The organism is Micrococcaceae bacterium Sec5.1 (assembly GCA_039636795.1).
Classification (GTDB): Bacteria; Actinomycetota; Actinomycetes; order Actinomycetales; family Micrococcaceae; genus Arthrobacter.
The window spans coordinates 3,311,725-3,335,591 of record CP143430.1; the positions used below are offsets into that span (position 1 = coordinate 3,311,725).

The window sequence follows — 23,867 nt, forward strand, 5'->3', positions numbered from 1 at the left end:
TTTCCTCAATGCACTTTTCGCAGGGACGTAACGGGGCGTTGGTCCCGGGATGACCCGGAACCCAGTATTCTGGGACAGCAACACTGCAGCATCTTTACAGCAAAGGGAAGACACCGTGGCAGAGAACGCCCCTGAAGAACCGGGCAGCGCCGCAGGCCAGCCCCAGTACCATGGCGCGCCAGCAAATGCACTCCCACTGACGGCAAGCGAAGACCGGCAGTGGGCCACCCTTGCGCACTTCGGGGGAATTCTGGGATGCCTGCCGTCCCTGTTGATCTATCTCATCTTCCGTGATCGCGGGCCATTTACGGCGCAGGAATCCAAGGAAGCACTGAACTTCACGCTTCCTCCGACCATCGCGGCAGTCCTGGCAAATATCCTGGTTCTGCTTCCCGTCGTGGGCAATATCTTTGCAGTCATCGCCACGGGCATCTGGGTAGCCCTGACGTGCTTCTCGGTCTCGGCTGGTATCCGCGTCAATCACGGACAGCCCCACCGCTACAAGCTCAACCTGCGCTGGATTAAGTAGTCCAAGGCTTCCATCGGATTCTGCCGACGATTAGTCCGGCAGAATCCTGCGCACCACGGCGTCGGCCAGGAGCCGGCCCTTAAGGGTAAGAACCAGGCGCCCCTTGAAGGCCGCACCCGGATCCACGAGTTCTTCAGCGATCAGTCCTGCCATCGCATGGCGGCCAACTTTGTCCAGCGCATCAACGGACAGACCTGTACCGAGCCGGGCCTCAAGCATGATGCGCTCGACTTCCCGGGTTTCGGCGTCAAGGGTTTCCCTACCAGCTGCCGGCGAGTCTCCTGCAGCCAGCCGGTTGGCGTAAGCGGTGGGGTGCTTGACGTTCCACCAGCGGACACCGCCCACGTGCGAGTGAGCCCCGGGACCGATCCCCCACCAGTCATCGCCCCGCCAATAGGCAAGGTTGTGACGGCAGGCCTGTTCAGGCGTCTTGGACCAGTTGCTGACTTCGTACCACGTCAAGCCGGCTTCCGAGATCAATTTGTCGGCGAGTTCATATTTGGCGGCGTGATCGTCGTCGTCAATTCCGGGAACTTCGCCACGACGGATTTGGGCTGCCAGCTTTGTGCCGTCCTCCACGATCAAAGCGTAGGCGCTGATGTGATCGGGTTCGTAGGACAGGGCGGTCTCGAGGGACAGTTGCCAGTCCGCCATCGACTCTCCCGGCGTGCCGTAGATGAGGTCAAGGCTAACGGCCAGGCCCGCCTCGCGCGCCCACTGGACCACCAGCGGAACGCGGCTCGGGGTATGGGTCCGGTCCAGCACTTTGAGGACGTGCGGTACCGCGGACTGCATGCCGAAAGAGACGCGCGTAAAGCCGGCATCCGCCAGCACCTGGAGCGACTCGGGCGTTACGGAGTCGGGGTTGGCTTCGGTGGTCACCTCAGCGCCCGGTTCAAGTCCCCACTGCACGACGGCGGCACGAAGGATACGAGCCAAGTCCTCGGCAGGGAGCAACGTGGGCGTCCCCCCACCGAAAAATACAGTGCTCAGTGGGCGCTTCGGCAGACCGGAGGCATCCATGGCTGTGGCTGCAAAGTCCAGTTCAGTGACAGCCGTGCCTGCGTAAGCATCCTGCGACGCCCCACCACCCAGCTCCGTGGCCGTGTAGGTGTTGAAGTCGCAATAACCGCACCTCACCGCGCAGAAGGGGATGTGCACGTACAGGCCGAACCTGCGGTGCTGGACGCCGGTCAGCACCTGCGGAGGCAACAAACCGTCCGCAGGTGCAGGGTCGCCCAAAGGGAGGACGCTGGGCATTTACTTCTTTGCCTTGTCCTTGGACTCGTCGGTGGTCAGCGCAGCGATGAAAGCTTCCTGAGGCACTTCAACGCGGCCCACCATCTTCATGCGCTTCTTGCCTTCCTTCTGCTTCTCGAGCAGCTTGCGCTTACGGGTGATGTCACCGCCGTAGCACTTGGCAAGAACGTCCTTGCGGATGGCCCGAATGCTTTCGCGGGCAATAATGCGAGATCCGATGGCGGCCTGGATGGGCACCTCGAATTGCTGACGCGGGATGAGTTCGCGCAGCTTGCCGGTCATCATGACACCGTAGGCGTAGGCCTTGTCACGGTGGGTGATGGCACTGAAAGCATCCACCTGCTCGCCCTGGAGCATTATGTCCACCTTAACGAGGTCGGCAACCTGTTCGCCGTCGGCCTTCCAGTCCAGCGAACCATAACCGCGCGTCTTGGATTTGAGGATGTCGAAGAAGTCGAACACGATTTCCGCCAAGGGCAGGCGGTACCTGATTTCCACACGGTCCTCAGAGAGGTAGTCCATACCACCCATAACGCCGCGGCGGCTCTGGCACAGCTCCATGATGGCGCCAACAAACTCGTTCGGTGCCAGGATGGTGGCTGAGACCATAGGCTCTCGGACCTCGGAGATCTTGCCTGTGGGATATTCGCTGGGGTTGGTCACGTGGATCACCTTCTTGTCCTCCAGCGTTACCTCGTATTCCACGTTGGGAGCTGTGGAGATGAGATCGAGGTTGTACTCGCGCTCAAGACGCTCACGGGTGATTTCGAGGTGGAGCAGACCCAGGAAACCAACACGGAAGCCAAAGCCCAATGCGGCGGACGTCTCGGGCTCATAGACCAGAGCGGCGTCGTTAAGCATCAGCTTCTCGAGGGCATCACGGAGCACGGGATAGTCAGTTCCATCAAGCGGGTACAGACCCGAGAAAACCATGGGCTTGGCATCGGCGTAGCCGCTGAGCGACTCCGACGCCGGCTTGGCGAGGTTGGTAACGGTATCGCCAACCTTGGATTGGCGGACGTCCTTAACACCGGTGATCAAGTAGCCGACCTCGCCCACACCCAAGCCCTTGGAAGGTGTGGGCTCCGGGGAGCTGACGCCGATTTCCAGGAGTTCGTGAGTGGCGCGCGTGGACATCATCTGGATCCGCTCACGCGGGTGCAGCATGCCGTCCACAACGCGAACGTAAGTGACCACGCCGCGGTAGGTGTCATAGACGGAGTCGAAGATCATGGCGCGGGCAGGAGCATTGGCATCGCCCACGGGAGCCGGGAGGTCACGGACAATTTTGTCCAGCAACGCTTCCACGCCTACTCCGGTCTTGCCTGAAACCTTGAGGACATCTTCCGGGTCTCCGCCAATAAGGTTGGCCAGTTCCGCCGCATACTTCTCAGGCTGGGCTGCCGGGAGGTCGATCTTGTTCAGCACCGGGATGATGGTGAGGTTGTTCTCCATCGCCAGGTAGAGGTTGGCAAGCGTCTGGGCTTCGATCCCCTGTGCTGCGTCAACCAGCAGCACAGCGCCTTCACAAGCTGCCAGGGAACGCGAAACCTCGTAGGTGAAGTCGACGTGGCCAGGAGTATCGATCATGTTCAGGGCGTAACTGGTGCCATCGAGTTCCCACGGCATACGCACTGCCTGGGACTTGATGGTGATGCCGCGCTCACGTTCGATATCCATACGGTCCAGATACTGGGCCTTCATGTCGCGCTGTTGAACGACGCCGGTGTACTGCAGCATGCGGTCGGCCAAGGTGGACTTACCGTGGTCGATGTGGGCAATGATGCAGAAGTTCCGGATGATGGCCGGATCTGTTGCGGCGGGCACCGGTGCGGTGCGGGCCATGGGAGACACGCAGGATCCTTACTGTCGACACTCACACGGCAAATCCACCGGCTGGGCAAAGGCCAGCCGGGACACGCCGCGCATCTGATCCTCTAGTCTCCCACGAACCAGCGGTTCACCGTACATTCCCTGACGGAGCAGTACATTCCGGGAGGACTCGATTGAAACGCTGCGCACCCTTGCTTGGCAAACCATCGCGGTAGCGTTGTCGGCATGGCTTTGGACTTGCGCCCTTTGGGCAAACTCATCCTTCGATCCCTCAAGGCGCTAGGCGGCAGCAGTACTGGTAGGAAGAACGCTCCCGCTGGTTCCCCTCGGCAGCGAACCCGGCAACCCGCCGTCGGGCAACAACCGGGCGCCTACCCCGGCGACTTCACCGGCGTGACGAAACTGCACTACTCCCCCAAGCCGGATGGTCGGCCTGATCCCGGTGAAATTGTGTGGACCTGGGTTCCCTTTGAAGAGGACTTCTCGCAGGGCAAGGACCGCCCGGTGCTGTTGGTTGGCAGGGATGGCGAATGGCTCCTGGGCCTCATGCTGACATCCAAGGACCACGACAACGGCAGGCGGGTAGGGGATTACGTTGATGTTGGGGTGGGGCAATGGGACCGTCAAGGGCGCCCGAGTGAAGTCAAACTGGACCGCGTGATCCGGGTGAGCTCCCAGGCGATCCGACGGGAAGGTGCAGTCCTCGGCAAGCCAGCGTTCCTTGAGGTTTCCCGCGCCCTGAGGGATCGTCACGGCTGGAGCTAATCACTGTTCCACACTGGGCCCGGCTTTCTGCTATCCTTTATAGCTGTGTGCCCGTGCAGGTCGACGGCCACTCATGGTTGGCTGCCATAGGCATCCCCACGCCGCTCAGTCGATGGCCAACCTGAAAACCCTCTAGACCATTTCCGCATTAAAAAGAGAGTTCATACGTGGCTAATATCAAGTCCCAGAAGAAGCGCATCCTCACCAACGAGAAGGCTCGCCTGCGTAACAACGCCGTCAAGTCCGAGCTGAAGACGGCCATCCGCGTCGTTGCCAACGCCGTTGAGTCTGCTGACAAGGATGCTGCTGCAACTGCACTTGTTGCTGCCAGCCGGAAGCTGGACAAGGCTGTCAGCAAGGGCGTTATTCACAAGAACAACGCTGCAAACCGCAAGTCGGCGATCTCCAAGAAGGTCAACGCACTCTAAGGTTTTTCCAGTTCGACTGAGCTGATCAAAAGGCCGGCGCCCACGGGTGCCGGCCTTTTGGGTTTAACCCCGTCGCTGGATTTAACCCCGCCGCGCGGAGGTAGCGATAACGGTTACCGCGTGTTCCACGGCATACACAGGATCGCGGGACAGGCCTTTGACTTGGGCGTCGGCCTCGGCGACAACCTGTATAGAGCGAATGAGGCCCTCCGGGGTCCAACGACGGACGTCCCGCTGGGCCTGCTCGACGAGCCAAGGCTGCATACCCAGGCTTTTCGCGATGTGGGCCGACGATCCTTGGGCTCCGGCAACCTTGGCCAACGTGCGCAGCTTTGCCGCAAGCGCAGCCACCAAGGGAACAGGATCAACCCCGGTAGACAGGGCATGTCGCAAGGTGGACAAAGCCACTGGCCCGTTGCCCGCCATCGCGGCATCGGCCACCTTGAATGCCGTGGCCTCGACGCGTCCGCCGTAGTAACGTTCCACGGTTGCTGCATCCACGGCTGTCGTCGCGTCAGCAATTAGCTGGTTGCAAGCGGCCGCGAGCTCGGACAGATTGGCTCCCACTGCATTGACCAGGGCCTGGACAGCTTCGCCATCAATCCGGCGACCAGCGGCTTTGAACTCCGAGACAACAAACGCAGTTTTGTCCGCGTCCTTCTTAAGAGGCTGGCAATCGATCACAGGCCATCCAGCCGATTTCACTGCGTCAAGCAGTTTCTTCCCGCGAACACCACCGGCATGGCGCAGCACCAGAACCACATCCTGTTCGGGACGGGCCAAGTACGACAAAGAGTCGGCCAGGAACGCATCATTCATGGCTTCCAGGCCCTCAACTTCAATGAGCTTTCCCTCGCCGAACAGAGACGGGGTCACGGTCATCGCCAATGACCCGGCCTCGTAGGAGCCAGCGTTCAGCCTGCTGAGTTCAACATCCGGAGTTGCCGTCCGCACTTGGGACCTGATGCGCTCCATGGCCCGAATACCGATGTACTCCTCCGGGCCCGTGATCAGCACCACGGCGGCCGGGGTCGCGTCCCGCCAGCTGACGTTGTTCGCAGCGACGCTCTTGGCCCGGGTGTTTTGGGCAGCAGCCACAGATGGTTCCTTCCGGCGGATTTTTTGCAGACTTCAAGTCTGCCATGCCTTCGCGGCCGTGGTGCCACTGCTGTTGCGGTCGGACTCTTCCCAACATCGAACACCTGGCTGCTGTGTGGACCTTCCCTCCGCCTGCGGCACGATTCGAACAATCTTCCTACTAGGTGTGTGTTAGCCGGCAGCAAGAAATCTGCCACAGGCACCTGTAAGGGGATACCGATGTACAAGAAATCGCTGCTGGGCCTCGGGGTCGTAGCACTCGTTGGAATGGCGCTGGGTGCATGCTCAGACCTTGGAACATCGCCGGACACAGCTTCCGCTCAGCCCAGTGAGAAGGCAGCACAGGCGAAACAGTACAGCAACGGGGAACTACTGGATTTGGTCAAGCAGATCAAGGCGGCTGATGGCACCAGCCTGACCACGGTCTCCGGCGAGGAACTGTCCAGCCAGGAGAACCCGATGAAGGAACTACTGGCCTTGATGACCATTGAGCCCGCGGAATGCAAGGCACTTGGCGCCCTCGGCTCATCGGAGACCATTGCCGGATCCACAACGGCAGGAGGGGCATCAGTTGACACTGCCGGTGGCGTGATGACGGGTGTAACCCTGACCTCTGGTGTGGACGCAGACGCACTGCGCAATACGGTCCAGAACAACAAGTCCCAAGCAGCAGCCTGCGAGAACATCACACTCTCCATGGCGGGGCAATCAATGACCATGACAACGAAGCCGGCGGAGGGCGTCAGCTCTGTGCCTGACGCCGCGGCGTACAAGACAGCCATCAGCCTGCCCGATGGCAGGGCGCAGTCCACGTTTATCGCTTACGCCGTGAAGGACGGAGTGTTGATTACCGCTACAGCGTCAGGGCAGAACGCTGATGCAACGGGTGCCGCCGCTGCAGGTGCGCTCATGGATCAAGCAGCGGCACTCATCAAGTAGCGGACCACAAGCGGCGGCATCAGGAAAACCATGATGCGCGCTACTTCCTCCGTGCGATGTTGTCCAGCCGCTCCAACACAACCATCACCCGGTGATGAAGGACCCTCATCCGCAGAAGCACGCCGCCAGGATGCAGGGCTGTCCAGACGACGAGTACGGTAACCACCGAAGAGATGGACATGGCAACGATGCCTGCCGGTCCTTCTGCCCAGGGAAGCGCCGCGCCCGGTAATCCGGCAAAGAACCGCGCTATGCCCGCCACACCACTGGCACAGCCACCCGCCAGCGCGATCGGAATCGCCGCTGCCAAGGGATGGATCGCGGAGAGCGGCACGGAAAGAGTCCCCAGAATCGTTATGGGAGCCACAAGCGGACCAGCGATCACGTTTGCAATGAGTGCATACGGCGAGAACTGCGGTTGGAGTGCCGCGATGACCGGTCCACACAGCACCTGCGCGGATAGCGGAACCGACACACCCACAGCCAACCATTTGGGAATGGTGCCAGGAAACCACGACGCAATACGGCTGGCAAGCAGCACGATGCCAAGCGTAGCCAGGACGGAGAGGAGGAAGCCAAAGTTGCTGGCAAGCGTGGGATCCAGCAAAAGAAGCACAACGGTAGCCAGGCATAGGAAAGTTAGCGGTCTTCCCCGCAACCCGCCCGTCAACGCAGCCATCCCGACAAATCCCATCACGGCTGCCCGCAGGACACTGGGCTCCGGTCCCACCAAGACTACGAAGGCACCAAGGCCACATCCCGCAAAGGCGGCAGCCGGAGGACGCGCCAGTCTGAGGCATCTCGCAAGCAGGATGAAGCCGCCCAAAATGAGGCTGCAATTCGCGCCACTGACCGCGGTCAAATGCACCATTCCGGTCGTTTTCATGTCCGCTTCCAGGCTCTCCGGAAGAGCGCTGGTATCACCGGTCACCATGCCTGGCAGCAGCCCCGCAGCATCGGGAGGCAACCAACTTGCGGCATCGCGTAACTGCTCGCGCAGCTTGGCGGCCGAGTCTTGCAGGTCGAAGGCGGAGCCCAACACAACCGGTTTGGTGGAGGCTGTGAGAATCGCCGCTTCTGATTGTCCGGGCCGAACTTCCTTGAGTGTGCCAGTTGTTCGCACACGCTGTCCCGGGCGTATGTCCTGCCACGCATCGTCACCAATGACGATAAGAGAGGCAGAACCGCGAATTACGTTCCCTTCGGTGGTAAGGCTGACCAGGTTCGCCGGAACGGACCATCGGGTATTGCCGGAATGCCCGGGCTGCGGTACAGCAGAAGGGCTGCCTGTGACCCGGACCTGGATGACCACACCGGCGTCGGCGTCGACGACGGCCCCGAGGGGACCTTGGTCCCGCTTTCCGGCAGCCAAAGCACAATGCCCAGCCGCCACAGCACCAAGTACACAGGCCAAGGCGAGAGTAGCCGGAACTGTCCTGGCACGTGAGGCCCCGGTTGCCCGCAGACGCGAATGAAACAGCAAGGCGGTGGCGGCAGCGGCAAGGACTGCGCCAACAGTCGCCGACCACGCGGCTGTGAGAACACTGCCAGCCAGTGCAGCGACCCACGTGAGAAGCACGGCAGGAACCAACCGGAGATCCAGACGCCTCAGCAAGCGATCGCGTTCTGAATCCTCAACCACCCTGCACCGTCACCAAATCCTGGAGCGACTCCATAAGCTTGGGCCCGATGCCGTCAATGGCATCCAACTCATCCACTGAGGCAAACGCACCGTGCTCTTTGCGCCAATCCACGATGCGCTGGGCAGTCACCGGACCCACCCTGGGCAGTGTCCCGAGCTCTTCCACGGAGGCAGTGTTGATGTTGACCTTTGTGCCTCCGGTTCCCGGGCTTGCCTTGGTTTCCGCTGGCCCACCTGCGCCGTTCGCGGGTCCGGTTTCCTGAGACGTCCCTCCCCCTGACGCCTCCCCCGCGGCAGGAACATGGATCTTTGCCCCATCTGTGACTACTTCTGCGAGGTTGAGACCATTTAGGTCAGCGCTGGCAGTTGCACCGCCCGCAGCATCGATCGCCTGAAAGACCCGGCTTCCTTCGGGAAGCGAAACGACACCGGGTTTCTGCACTGCCCCGGCGACGTGGACCAACAGCATCTTCATGTCTTGTGGCGGCGTCGCCGATCGAGTCGATTCAGGCTCCCCACCCTCGGGCACTGTTCCAGCCGATACCGACTGACTCAAGGGGTCCATAGTGGGCTGGCCAGTAGTCGCCTGAATAAGGAACCATGCTGCGCATGCTGCACCAACAACGAAAACGGCAACCGCTACCCTCCACGACGTTCGCCACCGAGTCCGCGCCGTCATCGTCTCTTGACCATGGAGGAGATCGGTAGTCACTTCGTCCGGAACGGCCTGGTCCAATGGAGGGATGGAAAGCAAGGGAGCGGGACCCTCTGGAGGGTTCAGTCCCGAGGCAAAGCGTCGCCTGGCTGCCAGCGCTGCGGCGTCTGGGGATCCATCCCGATTCCAGCGTGGCATGATTCGAGCCTACGACCGACGCGATGGGAACTCAGTGGGGCTCTTAGCCTATGTGGATAAGCTCACGTGGGCGTACTGCTCTCCCCCACGATCACCGCCAGAACGCCCAAACCCGCGTGCGCCGCGAGGACTGCCGGCAGGGCGCTGATCTGCGCGGGTGGACAGTTCGGGCATTTATCGCGCAGCCGTTCTGCCAACGATTCGGCCTCTGACTGGTTACCGAAATGATGAACCGCCAACCGTTGCTGACCAGCAGGTCTTGAAGCAACATCAGCGGCCACTATCTCCTCGAGCCGGGCAACGGCCCGGACAGCGGAACGGACCTTTTCCAACGGAACGATCCTGCCGCCGTCGACCGCGAGTATTGGCTTGATGGCCAGCACTGTCCCCAGCAGCGATGCTGCCGCTCCAATGCGTCCCCCGCGCCTTAGCTGCTCAAGGCTGGGAACGTAGAAATAAACCTTGGTTCGCTCCATGCGCTTCTCCGCGAAAGCACGAACTTCAGCTGCGGACTGGCCAGCGGCCGCTGCCACTACCGCGCTCTGCACACCCATGCCTTGTGCCATGCCGACGGTGCGGGAGTCGAGCACCTCCACGGGGATATCAACCCGAGCTGCAGCCAAGCGCGCAGCATCGGCGGTTCCTGACAATTCAGAGGAAATATGGATCGACACTACCGCTTCGAAGCCGCGACTTTGAGCGGCGCGATATGCCTGTTCAAACTGACCGGGTGAGGGGCGGGACGTCTTCACTGATGCACCCGATGCCAAGGCAACGGCCAACGTCTCGGTGATATCGTCTTCGCCCTCACCATAGATCTCGCTTCCCACCATGACAGGCATGGGAACGACGGCCAGACGGCCGTCCGCAGCAAATGCTGCAACCCAGTCAGCCGGCAGGGCAGCTGCAGAATCTGTTACTACAGCAGTCTTTACGACAGCGGGAAGGGCCTCATCGGCGACTGGAACCGGGAGCGCGGGCTGCCGGAGGCGGGACAGCCGTTCCTTGAGCCATATCCAGGCAGGTGGTTCTCGCTCGGGCACGCAACCTCCAACAAAGGTGACCGGCCGCCGGCACAATGCCGGCGGCCGTAAAGTCCCTGATGCCTTGTTAAGTGCCTCGTTTAGGCGGGGACGATGTTCACCAGTTTAGGCGCCCGGACGATCACGGTGCGGATGCCACGGCCATCCATGGCGCGCTGAACATTTTCGGACGAGAGTGCGAGTTCGCGGAGTTCGTCCTCGCTGATATCCGGCGATACTTCCAACCGGTCGCGGACCTTCCCCTGTACCTGAACAACGGCGGTGACGGTGTCCTGCACGAGCAGGGCATCGTCGTGTTTCGGCCAGCCGGCATTGGCCACTGAGGCAGGATGTCCCAGCGTGTTCCAGAGATCCTCTGCCGTGTAGGGAGCGAAAAGGCTCAGGATCACTGCAACGGCCTCGACGGCCTCACGCACGGCGGGATCTGCTCCGCCTGCTCCGGAGTCGATGGTCTTTCGCGTCGCGTTGACCAACTCCATGAGGCGTGCCACCACGACATTGAACTTGTTGTTGTCCAGCAGTTCAGCCGCATCCGCGATCGTCTTGTGGGTGACAGTTCGCAGGGCGCGGTCGCCGGTGGCAGGATCGACGCCGGGCTCGCTGCTGACGTCCTGGCCGAGGCGCCAGGCACGGGCCAGGAACTTGGCCGAGCCGGACGGCGAAACGTCAGCCCAGTCGACGTCGTCCTCCGGCGGGGAGGCGAAGACCATGGTCAGGCGTACGGCGTCCACGCCGAACTTGTCCAGCTGCTCGCCAAGGTCCACGCCATTGCCGAGTGACTTGCTCATGGCCTTGCCACCGTTGAGGACCTGGCCCTGGTTGAGCAGCGCGCTAAAGGGCTCGCTTGCCTCAATCAGGCCGATGTCCTTGATGACCTTGGTGAAGAAGCGGGCATAGAGCAGGTGCAGGATCGCATGCTCGACGCCGCCCACGTATTGGCCGACGGGCATCCAATTGTTGATCTTTTCGGGATCAAAGGGACCTTCGGTGTAGTCCGGCGAAACGAAACGCAGGAAGTACCAGGACGAATCCACGAAAGTGTCCATGGTGTCGGTATCGCGCTGGGCTGCGCGGCCACAGTTGGGGCACTCCACGTTGACCCATTCGACGGCGGCAGCCAGCGGGGAGGTTCCCTTCGGTGCCAGCGCCTCGCCACGCAGGTTCTCGGGCAGCTTCACGGGGAGTTGGTCGTCCGGGACGGGCACTTCACCACATTCGGCACAGTGGATGATCGGAATGGGCGTACCCCAGAAACGCTGGCGGCTCAACAGCCAGTCACGCAGGCGGAAGTTCACGAACTTTTCGCCGGTTCCCAGCTTCTCCAGGATGCCGATGGCAGCCGAGATGGCTTCGGACTTGGGCAGGCCATCCAGCTCGCCTGAGTTCTTGAGCGTTCCTTCTCCCGCGGTGGCAACCCCGGTCTCGGCGGGGTCTTCATCGCCGGTATCCAGCACGGCGCGAACGGGCAGGCCGAAAGCCTTGGCGAAATCGAGGTCGCGCTGGTCGTGCGCGGGAACGGCCATGATGGCTCCGGTGCCGTAGTCGGCCAGAACGTAGTCGGCTGCCCACACAGGGAGCTTCTCACCGTTGAGCGGATTGATCGCGTAGCGTCCGGTAAACACACCGGTCTTCTCGCGCTCTGTGGACTGGCGCTCGATCTCGGAGAGGGCCTTGACCTTTTCGCGGTAAGCCATGAGTTCGTCATGATGTTCAGGCGTGACGAGGTCAAGGGCCAAATGTGCATCGGCAGCAACAACGAAGAAGGTCGCGCCGTAGAGGGTGTCCGGACGCGTGGTGAAGACTGTGACTTCGCGCTCGGCCCTGTCCTGGGTCGCCTCGATGACAAAGCGGACGTGAGCGCCCTCGGAGCGGCCAATCCAGTTCCGCTGCATGGCCAGCACGCGCTCGGGCCAATGGCCCTGCAACTGGTCCATGTCTTCGAGCAGGCGGTCGGCGTAGTCGGTGATCTTGAAGTACCACTGATTCAGCGACTTCTTGGTGACAGGAGTGCCACAGCGTTCACAGGCACCGTTAACGACTTGCTCGTTCGCGAGGACGGTGAGGTCCTTGGGGCACCAGTTAACGGGCGAGTCCTTGCGGTACGCCAAGCCACGCTCGTAGAAGCGCTTGAACAGCCACTGCGTCCAACGGTAGTACTCGGGGTCGGATGTGTGGAGGCGCCGGGACCAGTCAGCCGAGATGGCGTAGCGCTTGAATGACGCTGCCTGGGTATCGATGTTGGCGTAGGTCCACTCGCTGGGGTGGGCGTTGCGCTTGATCGCCGCGTTCTCAGCAGGTAGGCCAAAAGAGTCCCAGCCAATGGGGTGCAGGACGTCGAAGCCCCTCTGGCGCAGATAACGTGCGACGACATCGCCCATGGCAAAGGCCTCGGCATGGCCCATGTGAAGGTCACCGGAGGGGTAGGGAAACATGTCCAGCACGTAGCGACGCTCCCGCGAACCGTCGTCAAGCGGGGTGAACACCTTGAGGTCTTCCCAGACCTGCGGCCACTTGGCTTCCATCGCGGCGAAGCTGTAGACACCTTCTTCAGGCGCTCCAGCTGCGGCTGTCTGTGCTGTTCCGGTCTCTGTCTCCGGCTGAACGCTCACTGCTGCCCTCTTCTGTTCTTCGATGGCGGTTTTGCCTCCTGCTGCGCCCCCGGTAAGCCCCGGACACACAAAAGCCCCTCGACAATGGAGGGGCGGCCGCTCGGCAGTTGATGGCCGGGCGGCTAGCTAAGCAGAAGGATCGCACGCATAGATCTACAATAGCGCACGATCATCCTTCCACTCGCCGACAAATCATGGTTGGCGGCGCAGCGGCCGGCTTACAGAAGGCCGGCTTAATTGACGCCGTGCTGTTATGGGGGCCCGGGAGCGGCTTCGGGCGTCCGCGTAGCGGGCGGGGCCCCCATAACAGCTAAGGCGTCATGTCGCTGGCCTTACTTAACGTCCTCGTCGACCCAATCCATGGACTTTGTCACGGCCTTCTTCCAGAGCCGCAACTGGCGCTCCTGCTCCTCTGCGGGCAACTGCGGCTCCCAGCGCTTGTCCTCGCCCCAGTTGGCACTGAGTTCGCCCAGGTCCTTCCAGAATCCAACAGCCAGGCCGGCGGCGTACGCAGCGCCCAGTGCCGTGGTTTCAACCACTTTCGGGCGGACTACGGGTACACCGAGGATGTCGGCCTGGAACTGCATGAGTGCCTCGTTGGCGACCATTCCGCCGTCGACCTTCAGTTCGGTGAGGGGAACCCCCGAGTCCGCGTTGACGGCGTCCAGTACTTCGCGGGTCTGGAACGCAGTTGCCTCGAGGGCCGCACGCGCAATGTGGCCCTTGTTGGCGAAGCGGGTGAGGCCAACTATGGCGCCGCGCGCGTCAGCCCTCCAGTACGGAGCGAACAGGCCGGAGAAAGCCGGGACGATGTAGACGCCTCCGTTGTCCTGCACTGCGGCTGCCAGGTCTTCGACCTCCGGAGCGGAACTGATCATGCCGAGGTTGTCACGAAGCCACTGGATCAATGAGCCGGTGACGGCGATGGAGCCTTCAAGTGCGTAGTGCGGCTTGTTGTCGCCCAGCTTGTATCCCAGAGTGGTGAGCAGGCCGTTCTTCGAGTGGACGATCTCTTCGCCCGTGTTGAAGATCAGGAAGCAGCCGGTGCCGTAGGTGTTTTTCGCTTCGCCGGCCTGGAATGCTGCCTGGCCGAACGTTGCTGCCTGCTGATCGCCGAGGATGCCGGCCACCGGAGTTTCCCGGAGCAACTGGGAGGTGTGGACGTGTCCGTAGACCTCGGAGGAGGACTTGATGGCGGGCATCATGGAGGCCGGGACGCCGAAGACATCAAGGATTTCCTGGTCCCATTGCAGCGTCTCAAGGTCCATGAACAGGGTGCGCGACGCGTTGGTGACATCGGTGACGTGCACGCCGCCGTCGACTCCACCAGTCAGGTTCCAGAGAACCCAGGCGTCGGTGTTTCCAAACAACAGGTCACCGGCTTCGGCGCGTTCGCGGGCGCCGTCGACGTTGTCCAGGATCCATTTGATCTTGGTCCCGGAGAAGTAGGTAGCCAGCGGGAGGCCAACCTTCTGTTTGAACCGTTCAGGTCCACCATCCTTGGCAAGCTCGTCCACGATCGGCTGGGTGCGCGTGTCCTGCCAGACGATGGCGTTGTAAACGGCCTCGCCCGTGTTCTTGTCCCAGACCACTGCGGTTTCGCGCTGGTTGGTAATACCGACGGCGGCGATGTCGTGCCGTGTCAGGTTCGCCTTGGACAGGGCGGAGGCAATGACCTCGCGGGTGTTGTTCCAGATCTCGGCGGGGTTGTGCTCAACCCAGCCTGCCTGCGGGAAGATCTGCTCGTGTTCCATCTGTCCCGTTGACACAATATTGCCCGTGTGGTCAAAGACGATGGCTCGGGAGCTGGTGGTGCCCTGGTCGATGGCGATGACGTATTGATTCATGGTGACGTCCTTGTCTCAGTGGTTTTATACGGTATGCGGATGAGTGTGAGTGATTTGTTCAGGACAGCGTGTCCAGGAATCAGCCAGCGACTGAGGGCATAATGGCCGGCACCCAGAGGCCCACGAGGCCGGCAAGGGTACCGCCAACAAGGGGCCCGACGACCGGGATCCAGGAGTAGGCCCAGTCGCTGGAGCCCTTCCCCTTGATGGGGAGGATGGCGTGTGCGATGCGGGGACCCAGGTCACGTGCCGGGTTGATGGCGTAACCGGTCGGTCCACCGACGGAGACGCCGATACCGACCACGAGCAGCGCCACAGCCAACGGCCCAAGGCCCGAGGGGGTGCCACCAAAAGTCAGGATGACGAAGACCAGGACGAACGTGCCAATGATTTCGGTGATGAGGTTCCACGGGGTTGACCGGATGGCAGGACCGGTGGAGAACGTTCCCAGTTTGTTGGCTGCCAGCGGCTCCTCATCAAAGTGCTGCTTGTAAGCGAGCCAGCAAACAACGGCGCCCAGGAATGCACCGAGCAGTTCGCCGCCGAAGTACGTCAACGTGGACGCGAAGTCCACGCTGACATCGGGCGCGTATTCCTTGCTTCCTTTCACAAGCAGGCCCAAGGTGACAGCGGGGTTCAGGTGCGCACCGGACTTTGCGGCCACGAAAACGCCCGCGAAGACCGCAATACCCCAGCCCCACGTCACCATCAAGAATCCACCGTTGTTGCCCTTGGTGCCTTTGAGCGCAACGTTGGCCACGACGCCACAACCCAACAGGGTCAGCATCATGGTTCCGAATACTTCGGAAAGGAAAACTATTCCAAGAGACATCTTTGACTCCTCATTTTTCTGTTGTCAGCCTCCTCGCGGGTTGAAAAGGCTGTTGGGACGGTTCCGTTTTCCGCAACCACCCCGGTGTAGTGGGCCTCAAGGGGCTCACCTACCCCGTTTTCCGTCCCCTCTGAGAAGGTGGACGGTCAGCATTTTGTGCAGTCGTCCTCAGGCTACGAGACTGTGGACGTCAACCTTGTGGAACCGCTGCAGGACTTCCTGGGCGTGGCGGATTTCAGCCTCACGGACAGCGGCATCCCAACCAAGTGGTTCAGCCAATGCTGCAGCAATCTCGTTCAGCAACTCGCCGGTCACAAGCCCCCGGAACGCCAGGGACGTCCGTCGGATGAGTACATCAACGAGGTGCCCGATCTGCTCGTGCTCAGCCATGAAGGCCAACTCGCGAACACTGAGTTCCCGGGTGGAACGAAGGGGCGAGTCGTGTCCGGCGTTGAGGTAATCGATGACCGCCTCTGCCCGCGTTCCATACCGGGTCAGGAGCCCAGCCACGCGATCGGCGTCCAAGCCCGGCCCCATGTGCTTCTTGATCCACTCCTGCTCGCCTTGTTCCGTGGCAGGGAAGCCGGCGCCACCGCCGATGGCGAGTTTCGCCGTCGAAACTTTCCGTTCCTGACCCAGTTCGCGCAGGACGTCGTTGGTCATGTGTTCGGCAAGCGCCCGGAAGGTGGTCCATTTGCCACCCACCAAGCTGAGTACGACGGCGGCCTTACCGCCTGACGTCGCCATGGCACCTTCGCCGGAGCGGACGCTGCGCTCGATCCTGTAGTCCCTTGAGACGAATCCTGGCTGGGTGGCGTCGTGACGCGGCAGGGGGCGGACCCCAGCGAAGCTGTAGACGATCTGGCCACGATCCACCGTGATGCTCGGGAAGACGTGGCCGATCAGCTCGAAGAAGTAGTCGATTTCGGATTCTGTACAGACGGCGTCTTCTGTCATGTCGGCGTCGACGTCCGTGGTGCCGACCAACACCCTGTCCCCCATGGGGTAAATAAGGACGATGCGTCCGTCGGTGTGTTCGAAGAAGATCTCCCGGCCGTTGCAGGCGGCCAGCAGTTCAGGGTGGTCCAGCACGATGTGCGAGCCCTTGGTGCCGCCCATGAACTGGCTGGCGGCTCCCATGGCCTGGTTGGTGAGGTCTACCCATGCGCCTGTGGTGTTGACGATGACGTCGGCCTGGAAGTCGAACTCCTTGCCGCTCAATTCATCGCGGAGCCGCACTCCATCGGTGCCCAGGGAAACCAGTGAGACGTAGTTGCTGGCGCGGGCCGTCCCGCCAGGGAGGCCACCGCCGCGTCCGGCCTTCTCGCCATCCTGAAGCACGTCCAGGGTGAGACGCTCAGGGTTGTGGACGGACGCATCAAAGTAGGTTGCCGCGTATTTAATTCCCGGGTGCAGCTTGGGTAGCTCCGCCAAAGCCTTGTCCTTGCCGCGGAACTGGTGCCGGGGGACGCTGCCGCCGTCACGGGAGAAGAAATCGTACATGCTCAAGCCGAGCTTGATGAGGAAGGCGCCGCGTTCGTTCGGTTTGCCCTGTTTGTGGGTGAGGAAGCGCATGGGCGCCGACAGGATTCCCGAGAAGGTGCTGAAGATAGGAATGGTGGTCTGCAGCGGCTTGACGTAGTGCGGGGCGATCCGAAGGAGACGGTTGCGCTCCACCACTGATTCCTGGACAAGGCGGAACTCACCGTTCTCCAGGTATCGAATGCCGCCATGGATCATGTGCGACGATGCACCGCTGGCTCCTTGGCAGTAGTCCCCACGCTCCACGAGCGCGACGTCAATGCCCTGCAGGGCGAGGTCCCGGAAGGTTCCTACGCCGTTGATACCGCCACCGATAATGAGTACTTTCGCCGAAGGCCGCTCCCGCAAGGCGGTTACAGATTCACGCCTGTGCGCATCAGAGGAGGTACCGGAAATCCTGTTGTGTCCCAAAACTGCTCCCTTGGGCTTGGTTTGTGCGCGGCGTTACGTTCGCTGCACCTTTCACCACTAATCTGGCGAAGGTGGAAAATGGAGTCAAGCTATTTGCACAAACGTGCAGTAAGGAAATGAGATGGGACGCTCACGTCACTCGGATGCCCTCCGGGCCGCACAAATGTATTATCTGCAGGACCTGACCATGGACGCGATCGCGCGGGAGCTCAGGACCTCTCGCTCCACCGTCTCCAGGCTGTTGTCTTCCGCCCGGGAAACAGGCCTGGTCCAGGTCCAGATCCGCAGCCCCTTTGACACCGCTCCCGAGTTGGAGAGCCAGATCCGCGACAAATTCAAAGTGGACGTCCACGTGGTGCCGGTGCTGGACACCTTGAACGAGGCGGAGACGCTGGACCGCGTTGCCATGCAGGCAGCGCGGACTATCGGACCGCTGGTGGATTCCAATGCCATCATCGGCATTGCCTGGGGTGCCACGCTCAGCGCCGTGAGCAGGCACCTCACCCGGAAAGTCACGCACGACACCATCGTTGTTCAACTCAACGGCGCCGGGAACATGCAGACAACCGGCATCACCTACGCGAGCGACATCATGCGACGCTTTGGCAGCGCCTATGGAGCGCGGGTGGAACAATTTCCGGTGCCCGCGTTTTTTGATCACGCAGCTACCAAGACAGCAATGTGGAATGAGCGCAGCGTTCAACGCATCCTGGATCTGCAGGCGCGCATGAGCATCGCTATTTTCGGTGTTGGATCCGTTGATTCGGACTATCCGAGCCATGTGTACGCTGGCGGCTACCTCGACGAACGAGACCTCAACATGTTGGCTGCCGACGACGTGGTGGGCGACGTCGCCACGGTCTTCTTCCGCAGTGATGGATCATCTGACGGCATTACGCTGAACGAACGGTCCACCGGTCCAAGCCATGAACAATTGCGGCAGGTACGGCGCCGGATTTGCGTCGTTTCCGGCGCCTCCAAAATCAACGGCCTGCAGGGCGCCTTGGCAGCCGGACTTGCCACGGACCTCATCCTTGATGAAGCCTCTGCGCGCCGCTTGGTGAGTTTCAATGGCCAGTCCTGAGGCATTCCGCCGCGGAATGGGTAAAGTCGTTGATATGAGATTCCCGGCCCGGCTGACCCTGAACAATGGCGTGATGATGGACCGCTTGGGATTCGGACTCTATAAGGTGCCGCCAAAAGAAGCTGAGGCTTTGGTGAGCACCGCCCTCGGCGAAGGCTATCGGCGGTTCGATACCGCGGCCATGTATCGCAATGAGGTAGGCGTAGGCCGTGCGATCGGTGGTGCAATCGGCGACGCCAACGAGGCAAACCTCGGCACGGGTGGTTCGGGAGAATCAGTGCACGCCCTGACCCGTGAAGACGTCTTTGTCACCACCAAGGTCTGGAATGACGACCACGGCTACGACTCCACGCTCCGCGCTTTTGATTCATCCATGGCCAACCTCGGATTGGACTACGTGGACCTTTACCTCATCCACTGGCCATGTGCCGGCCGAGGCCTCTTCGTAGAGACCTATAAAGCCATGGAAACCCTTTACAGGGAAGGCAAAGTGCGGGCCATAGGAGTTTCGAATTTCCAGCCCGGGCACTTGGAAGAACTCATGCAGAAAGCCGAAGTGGTTCCAGCCGTTAATCAGATCGAGCTGCACCCTTGGCTTCAGCAGGCCAGGCTGCGGACACTGCACGAACAACTCGGGATCCGAACCGAAGCATGGAGTCCACTGGGCCGTGGACAGGTCCTGGCCGACCCCGCGATCGTGGACTTGGCTGAAAAGTACGGCAGGACCCCCGCCCAGATCATCATCCGGTGGCATCTCCAGCTTGGGAACCTCGTGATTCCGAAAGCGAGCTCCGCTGGTCGGATCAAAGAGAACTGTGCTGTTTTCGACTTCGAACTCGAGGCAGCAGACATGGACGGCATGGCCGCGCTTGAACGCCACCACCGCACGGGCTCGCACCCGGACAACGTGAATTAGGAACGGCCGAATGGAAAAAGTGGACACCGCGCACACCCCTGAAGGTGCAGATGCCCCGATTGAGTTCTTCAGCAAGTCCCTGCCGGGACGCACCGTCGCCTCCGACGTGGACGTCGATGGCAGCAAAGTAGCTTATTGGACATACGAACCCGTCAAACCCACGCAGGATACCCGCACGATTTTGGTCATTCACGGTTTTAGGGGTGACCACCATGGATTACTCCGTGTAGCGGACCTGCTTCCGGAAATGCGGATTATCATGCCCGACCTCCCGGCGTTTGGCAGTTCAGATCCTTTCCGTGACGACGAACACTCGGTTGAGCGTTACGGCCATTTCATCTCCGGCTTCATGGCCGCGCTGGGCCTGGGTCCCAAGACCGTGCTGCTGGGCCACTCGTTTGGCTCCATCGTCGCGAGTCATTTTGCGGCCCGGAACCCTGGCGCCATTTATCCATTGATCCTGATCAACCCCATCGCTGCACCCGCTTTGGAAGGTCCCAAGGGGATCATGACCAAGCTCGCGGTGTTTTACTACGAGGTGTCCGCCAAGCTTCCAAGGCGCCTTGGACTTGCCCTCCTGCGCAACCGGGCCATTGTCCGGGTCATGAGCGTCACCATGGCCAAAACCAAAGACAAAAACCTGCGCCGCTTCATCCATGGCCAGCACGACGCCTACTTCAGCGCGTTCGCCGATCGACGGAGCTTGCTGGAATCCTTCAAGGCATCCGTATCGGGCACTGTGGCTGACGTCGCCGGAGAGTTGCGCCTCCCCGTGCTGCTGATCGCCGGCGAAAAAGACGAGATCGCCACTTTGCCCAACCAGCACAAACTGATGGAGCGCCTTCCCGAAGCCACGCTGGAAGTGATTCCCGACGTCGGGCATTTGATCCATTACGAGACGCCGGCCCCGGCGGCCGCAGCTATCCGCACCTTCCTGGAGGAACACCCCGCGTGAAAATTGTCATCGACGCCCGCTTCACCAGGACGGACCACCACGATGGCATCAGCCGCTACGGTTCAAGCCTCATCGCAGCAACATCCAAAATTGCCGATGTCACCATGCTCATCAATGACAAACGCCAACTCGCGTTGCTACCCGATGTGCCCTATGTGATGGTCAACAGCCCGCTGTCCCCTCGTGAGCTGTTCGTTGCCGCCAAGGTCAATCCCTTGGGCGCGGATGTGGTGGTGTGCCCGATGCAGACCATGGGAACCCTGGGGCGGAAGTATGGCCTTATCCTGACGCTGCACGATCTCATCTATTACGAACACCCCGCTCCCCCGGGTTTCCTTCCGGCTCCGGTGCGCCTGCTCTGGAGGCTGTACCACAAGGCGTTCTGGCCGCAGCGCGTATTGCTGAACCGGGCCGACGTGGTGGCTACCATCAGCAGGACCACCGAGGCTTTGATGGCCAAGTACACCTTGACCCGCCGCCCCGTGCGGATCGTTGGCAATGCCCCGCAGCCCGGCCAGACGCCCCGCGATCCTTCGGCCGGGGCGGATAAGACCCTGCTGTACATGGGTTCGTTCATGCCTTACAAGAACGTGGAAACCATGATTCGGGGAATGGCAGGCCTGCCGGATTACACCCTGCACTTGCTCAGCCGGATTACGCCCCAGCGTCGGACGGAACTCGAGGCCATGATCCCCCACGGCGCAAGGGTCCAGTTCCACAACGGTGTAACAGACGCCGAATATGAAGGGCTTTTGACCAGGGCGACTGCACTCATCAGCTTGTCCCGGGCCGAGGGATATGGCCTGCCCCTGGTGGAGGCGATGTCACTGGGAACTCCTGTTATCGCCAGCGACATTCCAATTTTCCGGGAAGTGGGCGCCGATGCGGTCAGCTATGTTGACCCCGAATCGCCCTCGGAGTTCGCTGCGGCTGTCACTGCCTTGGGCGATGACAGATTGTGGCAAGAACGTTCCCGGAGGTCCGTGGAACGTGCTGGAGACTTCAACTGGGACGAATCCGCCCGGCAGTTGCTGGCTGCGGCAGAAGAGGTTGTGGCGCTTCGTAAGCGCTACAAGACGTCCACGCCGTCGAGCCGCAGCTGAACCGGGCCGGCTGTGCGCTTCGCCGCATTCGCTGCCTTGACGGCACGCATGGCACGGGTTGCGTCTGCGGCGTCTGCGTAAGGAATGAAGTAGAGGGTACGGACGTCTGCCTCAGCCTCGCTTCCAGGGGCTTGCGTACCACCGGAGAACAGCTGAAGTGGCGCCGGACCGGCGCTACGGAGCTTTGTACCTGATTTCAGCTTGACGCTTGCCTCGAAGGTACTGGAAAAAAGCGCGACGTCGGCCCTTGGCCCGGTCACTGAAGCTACCCGCACTGCCGGGGGAAGCTGGAGTTCCTTCCGGAGTGCCAGTTCGCGCGAAGCGTAGCCCGGTGCATCCCAGCGGAGCAAGGCTCCGGTAGCGGTTGTGTCGTCTGCCGTGATGATGACCAATCCCCCCTGCTTGGCGGGTCTGACCAGCGACGCAGCGTTGAACCACCGCCGAACAGTGTCCTCACCGGCCCGCAGGTTTTCCCGGCGGAGCAATGAATTGCCATCCAGAAGCAGCGCCGCTGCGTACCCTTGGGGAGCCACGGGTTCGGCGCCAACTGTAGCAACGACCAATGCCGGAGCATCAGGCACCGTTGCCTTGATGTTCTCCCCCGACGAGGTGATAACCGTTTTTCCAGGAAAAGCCCGCCCTAGTTCCTCCGCCGTTCGCACAGCTCCTGTCGCACTACGGCGCAGGTGGGTGCCGTTGCAATGGTTGCATCGCCACTGCGGCGCCGGCGTGGAACACCAGCGGCAAAGCGGCATGGCGGAACTGCTGGAGATGACCAGCGGTCCTTGGCAGTTGTTGCAGCGGGCCAGTTCCCGGCACGTCTCGCAAGCCAAAGAGGGCGCGTAGCCAGCACGTGCAACCTGCACCAGCACAGGGCCATGTTCGAGGCCTTCCTTGGCCGCACGCCATGCTGCTCCGGGCAAACGTGCAATCCGGGCCAGGGGATCACGTTCCTGCTCAAAGCTGTCAGCTGTGTTCAGGACGCGCGGAACAGTGGAGCGAATGACCGTTCGCGGCGCCTCGATCGGCACAGCCCATTGCATTTCAACCAGGCGCTGGAGTTCAGTGCTGCGGCTGTGGGATGCCATCAGGCAGGCTGCGTTCTCCTGCTCGGCCCGCAGGAGCAGCACTTCGCGCGTGTGCGCATAGGGAGCCCGCTGATCGATGTGGAGGTCGTCACCGTCGTCCCAACAGACTACGAGGCCCAACTGCCGGACAGGCGCATAAGCGGCGGATCTGGTGCCGATGGCTACACGCGCTTCGCCACTGAGGATTCGCAGGAAGCTCCGGTAGCGCGGAGTTTGACCGTCGTCAGCCGTCAGCCGCGCGACGTCACCCGCTGGCAGGACTTTGGCGAGGGCCGCCTCCAGCTGTTCGAGATCCCTGTAATCGGGGACGACCACCACGGCACCACGGCCGGAAGCCCGGACTGCCGCCACAGCCGAGGCAACCAGCGAAGGCCACCCGTCGGGGCCGAATCCCTGCAACGCCGTGAGGACGGCCTTGGGCGAGCCGCCAGCGGCCAGGTGATGGAGGTACGGGGCTCCGTTGGAGTAGGAACCCCAGGCATGGGCGTCCGGCGAATTTGACGGAAGCTCCGATTCCCGTGCTGCGTCTCCGGAGAATAGCTCCTTCTCCACTTTGGCAACGCGAGGAGGAACAGCAGTACGCAGGACATCGCTCAAGGTTCCGGCGTAGCGCGCAGCTACCGTTCCAGCCAACTCAGCGATGTGGGGCGTCAGAACCGACAGTGTGGAGATTACTTTGTGAAGTGGGGTCAGCGGGTGACCGGCATCCGAAGTATCGACGCGTTCCAGCACGAAGCCGTTAAGCTCCTGGCCGTTGAACTTCACTTTCACGCGGACTCCGGGAACAGCAGAATCAGCGAGGTCAGCGGGCACGCTGTAATCGAAGGGCCGATCCAGGTGTGGCAGGGAGGATTCCAGCACCACGCGGGCGACTGGATTCTCTGCCGCCAGCGGAGGTCCACTGACGGGAGCCTTGTCCGGGAATCCTTGAAGCAAAGAAGGTTGAAGCAGCGACGGCTGGGCTTCGTGTCCGGCCATACTCTTCACCTCCAACTCAGTTGCGCGGACTTTCCACATGGAACGCAGGATGCCCGCAGCGGGATCGACCCACTGCGGGCATCTCTCTGGCTCCAGCCAATCATGGGCCACC

At 61.5% G+C, this 23,867-nt stretch carries 19 protein-coding genes; 8 read left to right on the forward strand and 11 right to left on the reverse strand.

Features of this window, described 5'->3' with window-relative positions; genetic code table 11:
• Positions 1-115: 115 nt before the first annotated feature.
• Positions 116-529, forward strand: a complete 414-nt coding sequence (locus VUN82_15045) for a DUF4870 domain-containing protein (protein ID XAS70433.1) — start codon at positions 116-118, stop codon at positions 527-529.
• Between the two features lie 30 nt (positions 530-559).
• Here VUN82_15045 and hemW read toward each other — a convergent pair whose 3' ends face one another.
• Together hemW and lepA are read right to left on the reverse strand one after the other, a co-directional pair.
• Complete coding sequence (hemW, locus tag VUN82_15050) at positions 560-1,789, reverse strand: radical SAM family heme chaperone HemW (protein ID XAS70434.1); 1,230 nt, start codon at positions 1,787-1,789, stop codon at positions 560-562.
• Entirely contained in the window at positions 1,790-3,643 is a 1,854-nt protein-coding gene (gene lepA, locus VUN82_15055; GenBank protein XAS70435.1) for a translation elongation factor 4, read from the reverse strand.
• A gap of 204 nt (positions 3,644-3,847) precedes the next feature.
• Between lepA and VUN82_15060 the strand changes: the two genes are divergently transcribed.
• The gene (locus VUN82_15060; GenBank protein ID XAS70436.1) at positions 3,848-4,387 is read left to right on the forward strand and encodes a type II toxin-antitoxin system PemK/MazF family toxin; all 540 of its coding nucleotides are present in this window, start codon (positions 3,848-3,850) and stop codon (positions 4,385-4,387) included.
• Between the two features lie 167 nt (positions 4,388-4,554).
• Entirely contained in the window at positions 4,555-4,815 is a 261-nt protein-coding gene (rpsT, locus tag VUN82_15065) for a 30S ribosomal protein S20 (protein ID XAS70437.1), read from the forward strand.
• Positions 4,816-4,896: 81 nt separating this feature from the next.
• On the opposite strand, the gene holA is transcribed toward rpsT, so the two are convergent.
• Entirely contained in the window at positions 4,897-5,913 is a 1,017-nt protein-coding gene (gene holA, locus VUN82_15070; GenBank protein XAS70438.1) for a DNA polymerase III subunit delta, read from the reverse strand.
• A 219-nt stretch (positions 5,914-6,132) separates the two neighbouring features.
• On the opposite strand from holA, the gene VUN82_15075 reads away from it, so the two are divergent.
• Positions 6,133-6,852, forward strand: coding sequence for a hypothetical protein (locus VUN82_15075; protein ID XAS70439.1), 720 nt, complete (start codon positions 6,133-6,135; stop codon positions 6,850-6,852).
• A 40-nt stretch (positions 6,853-6,892) separates the two neighbouring features.
• Here the strand turns inward: VUN82_15075 and VUN82_15080 are convergent, their stop codons facing one another.
• The 7 genes from VUN82_15080 to VUN82_15110 form a co-directional block, all read right to left on the reverse strand.
• Positions 6,893-8,494: a ComEC/Rec2 family competence protein gene (locus VUN82_15080; protein ID XAS70440.1), complete on the reverse strand. Its 1,602-nt coding sequence runs from the start codon at positions 8,492-8,494 to the stop codon at positions 6,893-6,895.
• Positions 8,487-9,347, reverse strand: coding sequence for a helix-hairpin-helix domain-containing protein (locus tag VUN82_15085; GenBank protein ID XAS70441.1), 861 nt, complete (start codon positions 9,345-9,347; stop codon positions 8,487-8,489). The genes VUN82_15080 and VUN82_15085 overlap by 8 nt, the downstream gene beginning before the upstream one ends.
• 62 nt (positions 9,348-9,409) lie before the next feature.
• On the reverse strand, positions 9,410-10,390 hold the full coding sequence (locus VUN82_15090; protein XAS70442.1) for a DegV family protein: 981 nt from the start codon (positions 10,388-10,390) through the stop codon (positions 9,410-9,412).
• An 80-nt stretch (positions 10,391-10,470) separates the two neighbouring features.
• A complete protein-coding gene (gene leuS, locus VUN82_15095; protein XAS70443.1) occupies positions 10,471-12,999 on the reverse strand; it encodes a leucine--tRNA ligase in 2,529 nt (842 codons plus the stop codon).
• Between the two features lie 332 nt (positions 13,000-13,331).
• Complete coding sequence (gene glpK / locus VUN82_15100) at positions 13,332-14,846, reverse strand: glycerol kinase GlpK (protein XAS70444.1); 1,515 nt, start codon at positions 14,844-14,846, stop codon at positions 13,332-13,334.
• A gap of 79 nt (positions 14,847-14,925) precedes the next feature.
• On the reverse strand, positions 14,926-15,678 hold the full coding sequence (locus tag VUN82_15105; GenBank protein XAS70445.1) for an MIP/aquaporin family protein: 753 nt from the start codon (positions 15,676-15,678) through the stop codon (positions 14,926-14,928).
• 168 nt (positions 15,679-15,846) lie between these two features.
• A complete protein-coding gene (locus VUN82_15110) occupies positions 15,847-17,631 on the reverse strand; it encodes a glycerol-3-phosphate dehydrogenase/oxidase (GenBank protein ID XAS70446.1) in 1,785 nt (594 codons plus the stop codon).
• A gap of 121 nt (positions 17,632-17,752) precedes the next feature.
• Between VUN82_15110 and VUN82_15115 the strand changes: the two genes are divergently transcribed.
• The 4 genes from VUN82_15115 to VUN82_15130 are packed head-to-tail and all read left to right on the forward strand — an operon-like array spanning position 17,753 to position 21,689.
• Positions 17,753-18,715, forward strand: a complete 963-nt coding sequence (locus VUN82_15115; GenBank protein ID XAS70447.1) for a sugar-binding domain-containing protein — start codon at positions 17,753-17,755, stop codon at positions 18,713-18,715.
• Between the two features lie 34 nt (positions 18,716-18,749).
• Positions 18,750-19,631 (forward strand): aldo/keto reductase, encoded by an 882-nt coding sequence (locus VUN82_15120; GenBank protein ID XAS70448.1) that lies wholly within the window; start codon positions 18,750-18,752, stop codon positions 19,629-19,631.
• Between the two features lie 10 nt (positions 19,632-19,641).
• Positions 19,642-20,586 (forward strand): alpha/beta hydrolase, encoded by a 945-nt coding sequence (locus VUN82_15125; GenBank protein ID XAS70449.1) that lies wholly within the window; start codon positions 19,642-19,644, stop codon positions 20,584-20,586.
• Positions 20,583-21,689, forward strand: coding sequence for a glycosyltransferase family 1 protein (locus VUN82_15130; GenBank protein XAS70450.1), 1,107 nt, complete (start codon positions 20,583-20,585; stop codon positions 21,687-21,689). The genes VUN82_15125 and VUN82_15130 overlap by 4 nt, the downstream gene beginning before the upstream one ends.
• On the opposite strand, the gene VUN82_15135 is transcribed toward VUN82_15130, so the two are convergent.
• On the reverse strand, positions 21,656-23,755 hold the full coding sequence (locus VUN82_15135) for a primosomal protein N' (protein ID XAS70451.1): 2,100 nt from the start codon (positions 23,753-23,755) through the stop codon (positions 21,656-21,658). The two genes, VUN82_15130 and VUN82_15135, sit on opposite strands and share 34 nt — an antisense overlap.
• Between the last annotated feature and the right edge of the window lie 112 nt (positions 23,756-23,867).

Coding starts and splice junctions, on each gene's coding strand:
- hemW (XAS70434.1), bottom strand. CDS start 1,789: ATGCCCAGCGTCCTCCCTTTGGGCGACCCTGCACCTGCGGACGGTTTG.
- VUN82_15060 (XAS70436.1), top strand. CDS start 3,848: ATGGCTTTGGACTTGCGCCCTTTGGGCAAACTCATCCTTCGATCCCTC.
- VUN82_15075 (XAS70439.1), top strand. CDS start 6,133: ATGTACAAGAAATCGCTGCTGGGCCTCGGGGTCGTAGCACTCGTTGGA.
- VUN82_15085 (XAS70441.1), bottom strand. CDS start 9,347: ATGCCACGCTGGAATCGGGATGGATCCCCAGACGCCGCAGCGCTGGCA.
- glpK (XAS70444.1), bottom strand. CDS start 14,846: ATGAATCAATACGTCATCGCCATCGACCAGGGCACCACCAGCTCCCGA.
- VUN82_15105 (XAS70445.1), bottom strand. CDS start 15,678: ATGTCTCTTGGAATAGTTTTCCTTTCCGAAGTATTCGGAACCATGATG.
- VUN82_15115 (XAS70447.1), top strand. CDS start 17,753: ATGGGACGCTCACGTCACTCGGATGCCCTCCGGGCCGCACAAATGTAT.
- VUN82_15120 (XAS70448.1), top strand. CDS start 18,750: ATGAGATTCCCGGCCCGGCTGACCCTGAACAATGGCGTGATGATGGAC.
- VUN82_15125 (XAS70449.1), top strand. CDS start 19,642: ATGGAAAAAGTGGACACCGCGCACACCCCTGAAGGTGCAGATGCCCCG.
- VUN82_15135 (XAS70451.1), bottom strand. CDS start 23,755: ATGGCCGGACACGAAGCCCAGCCGTCGCTGCTTCAACCTTCTTTGCTT.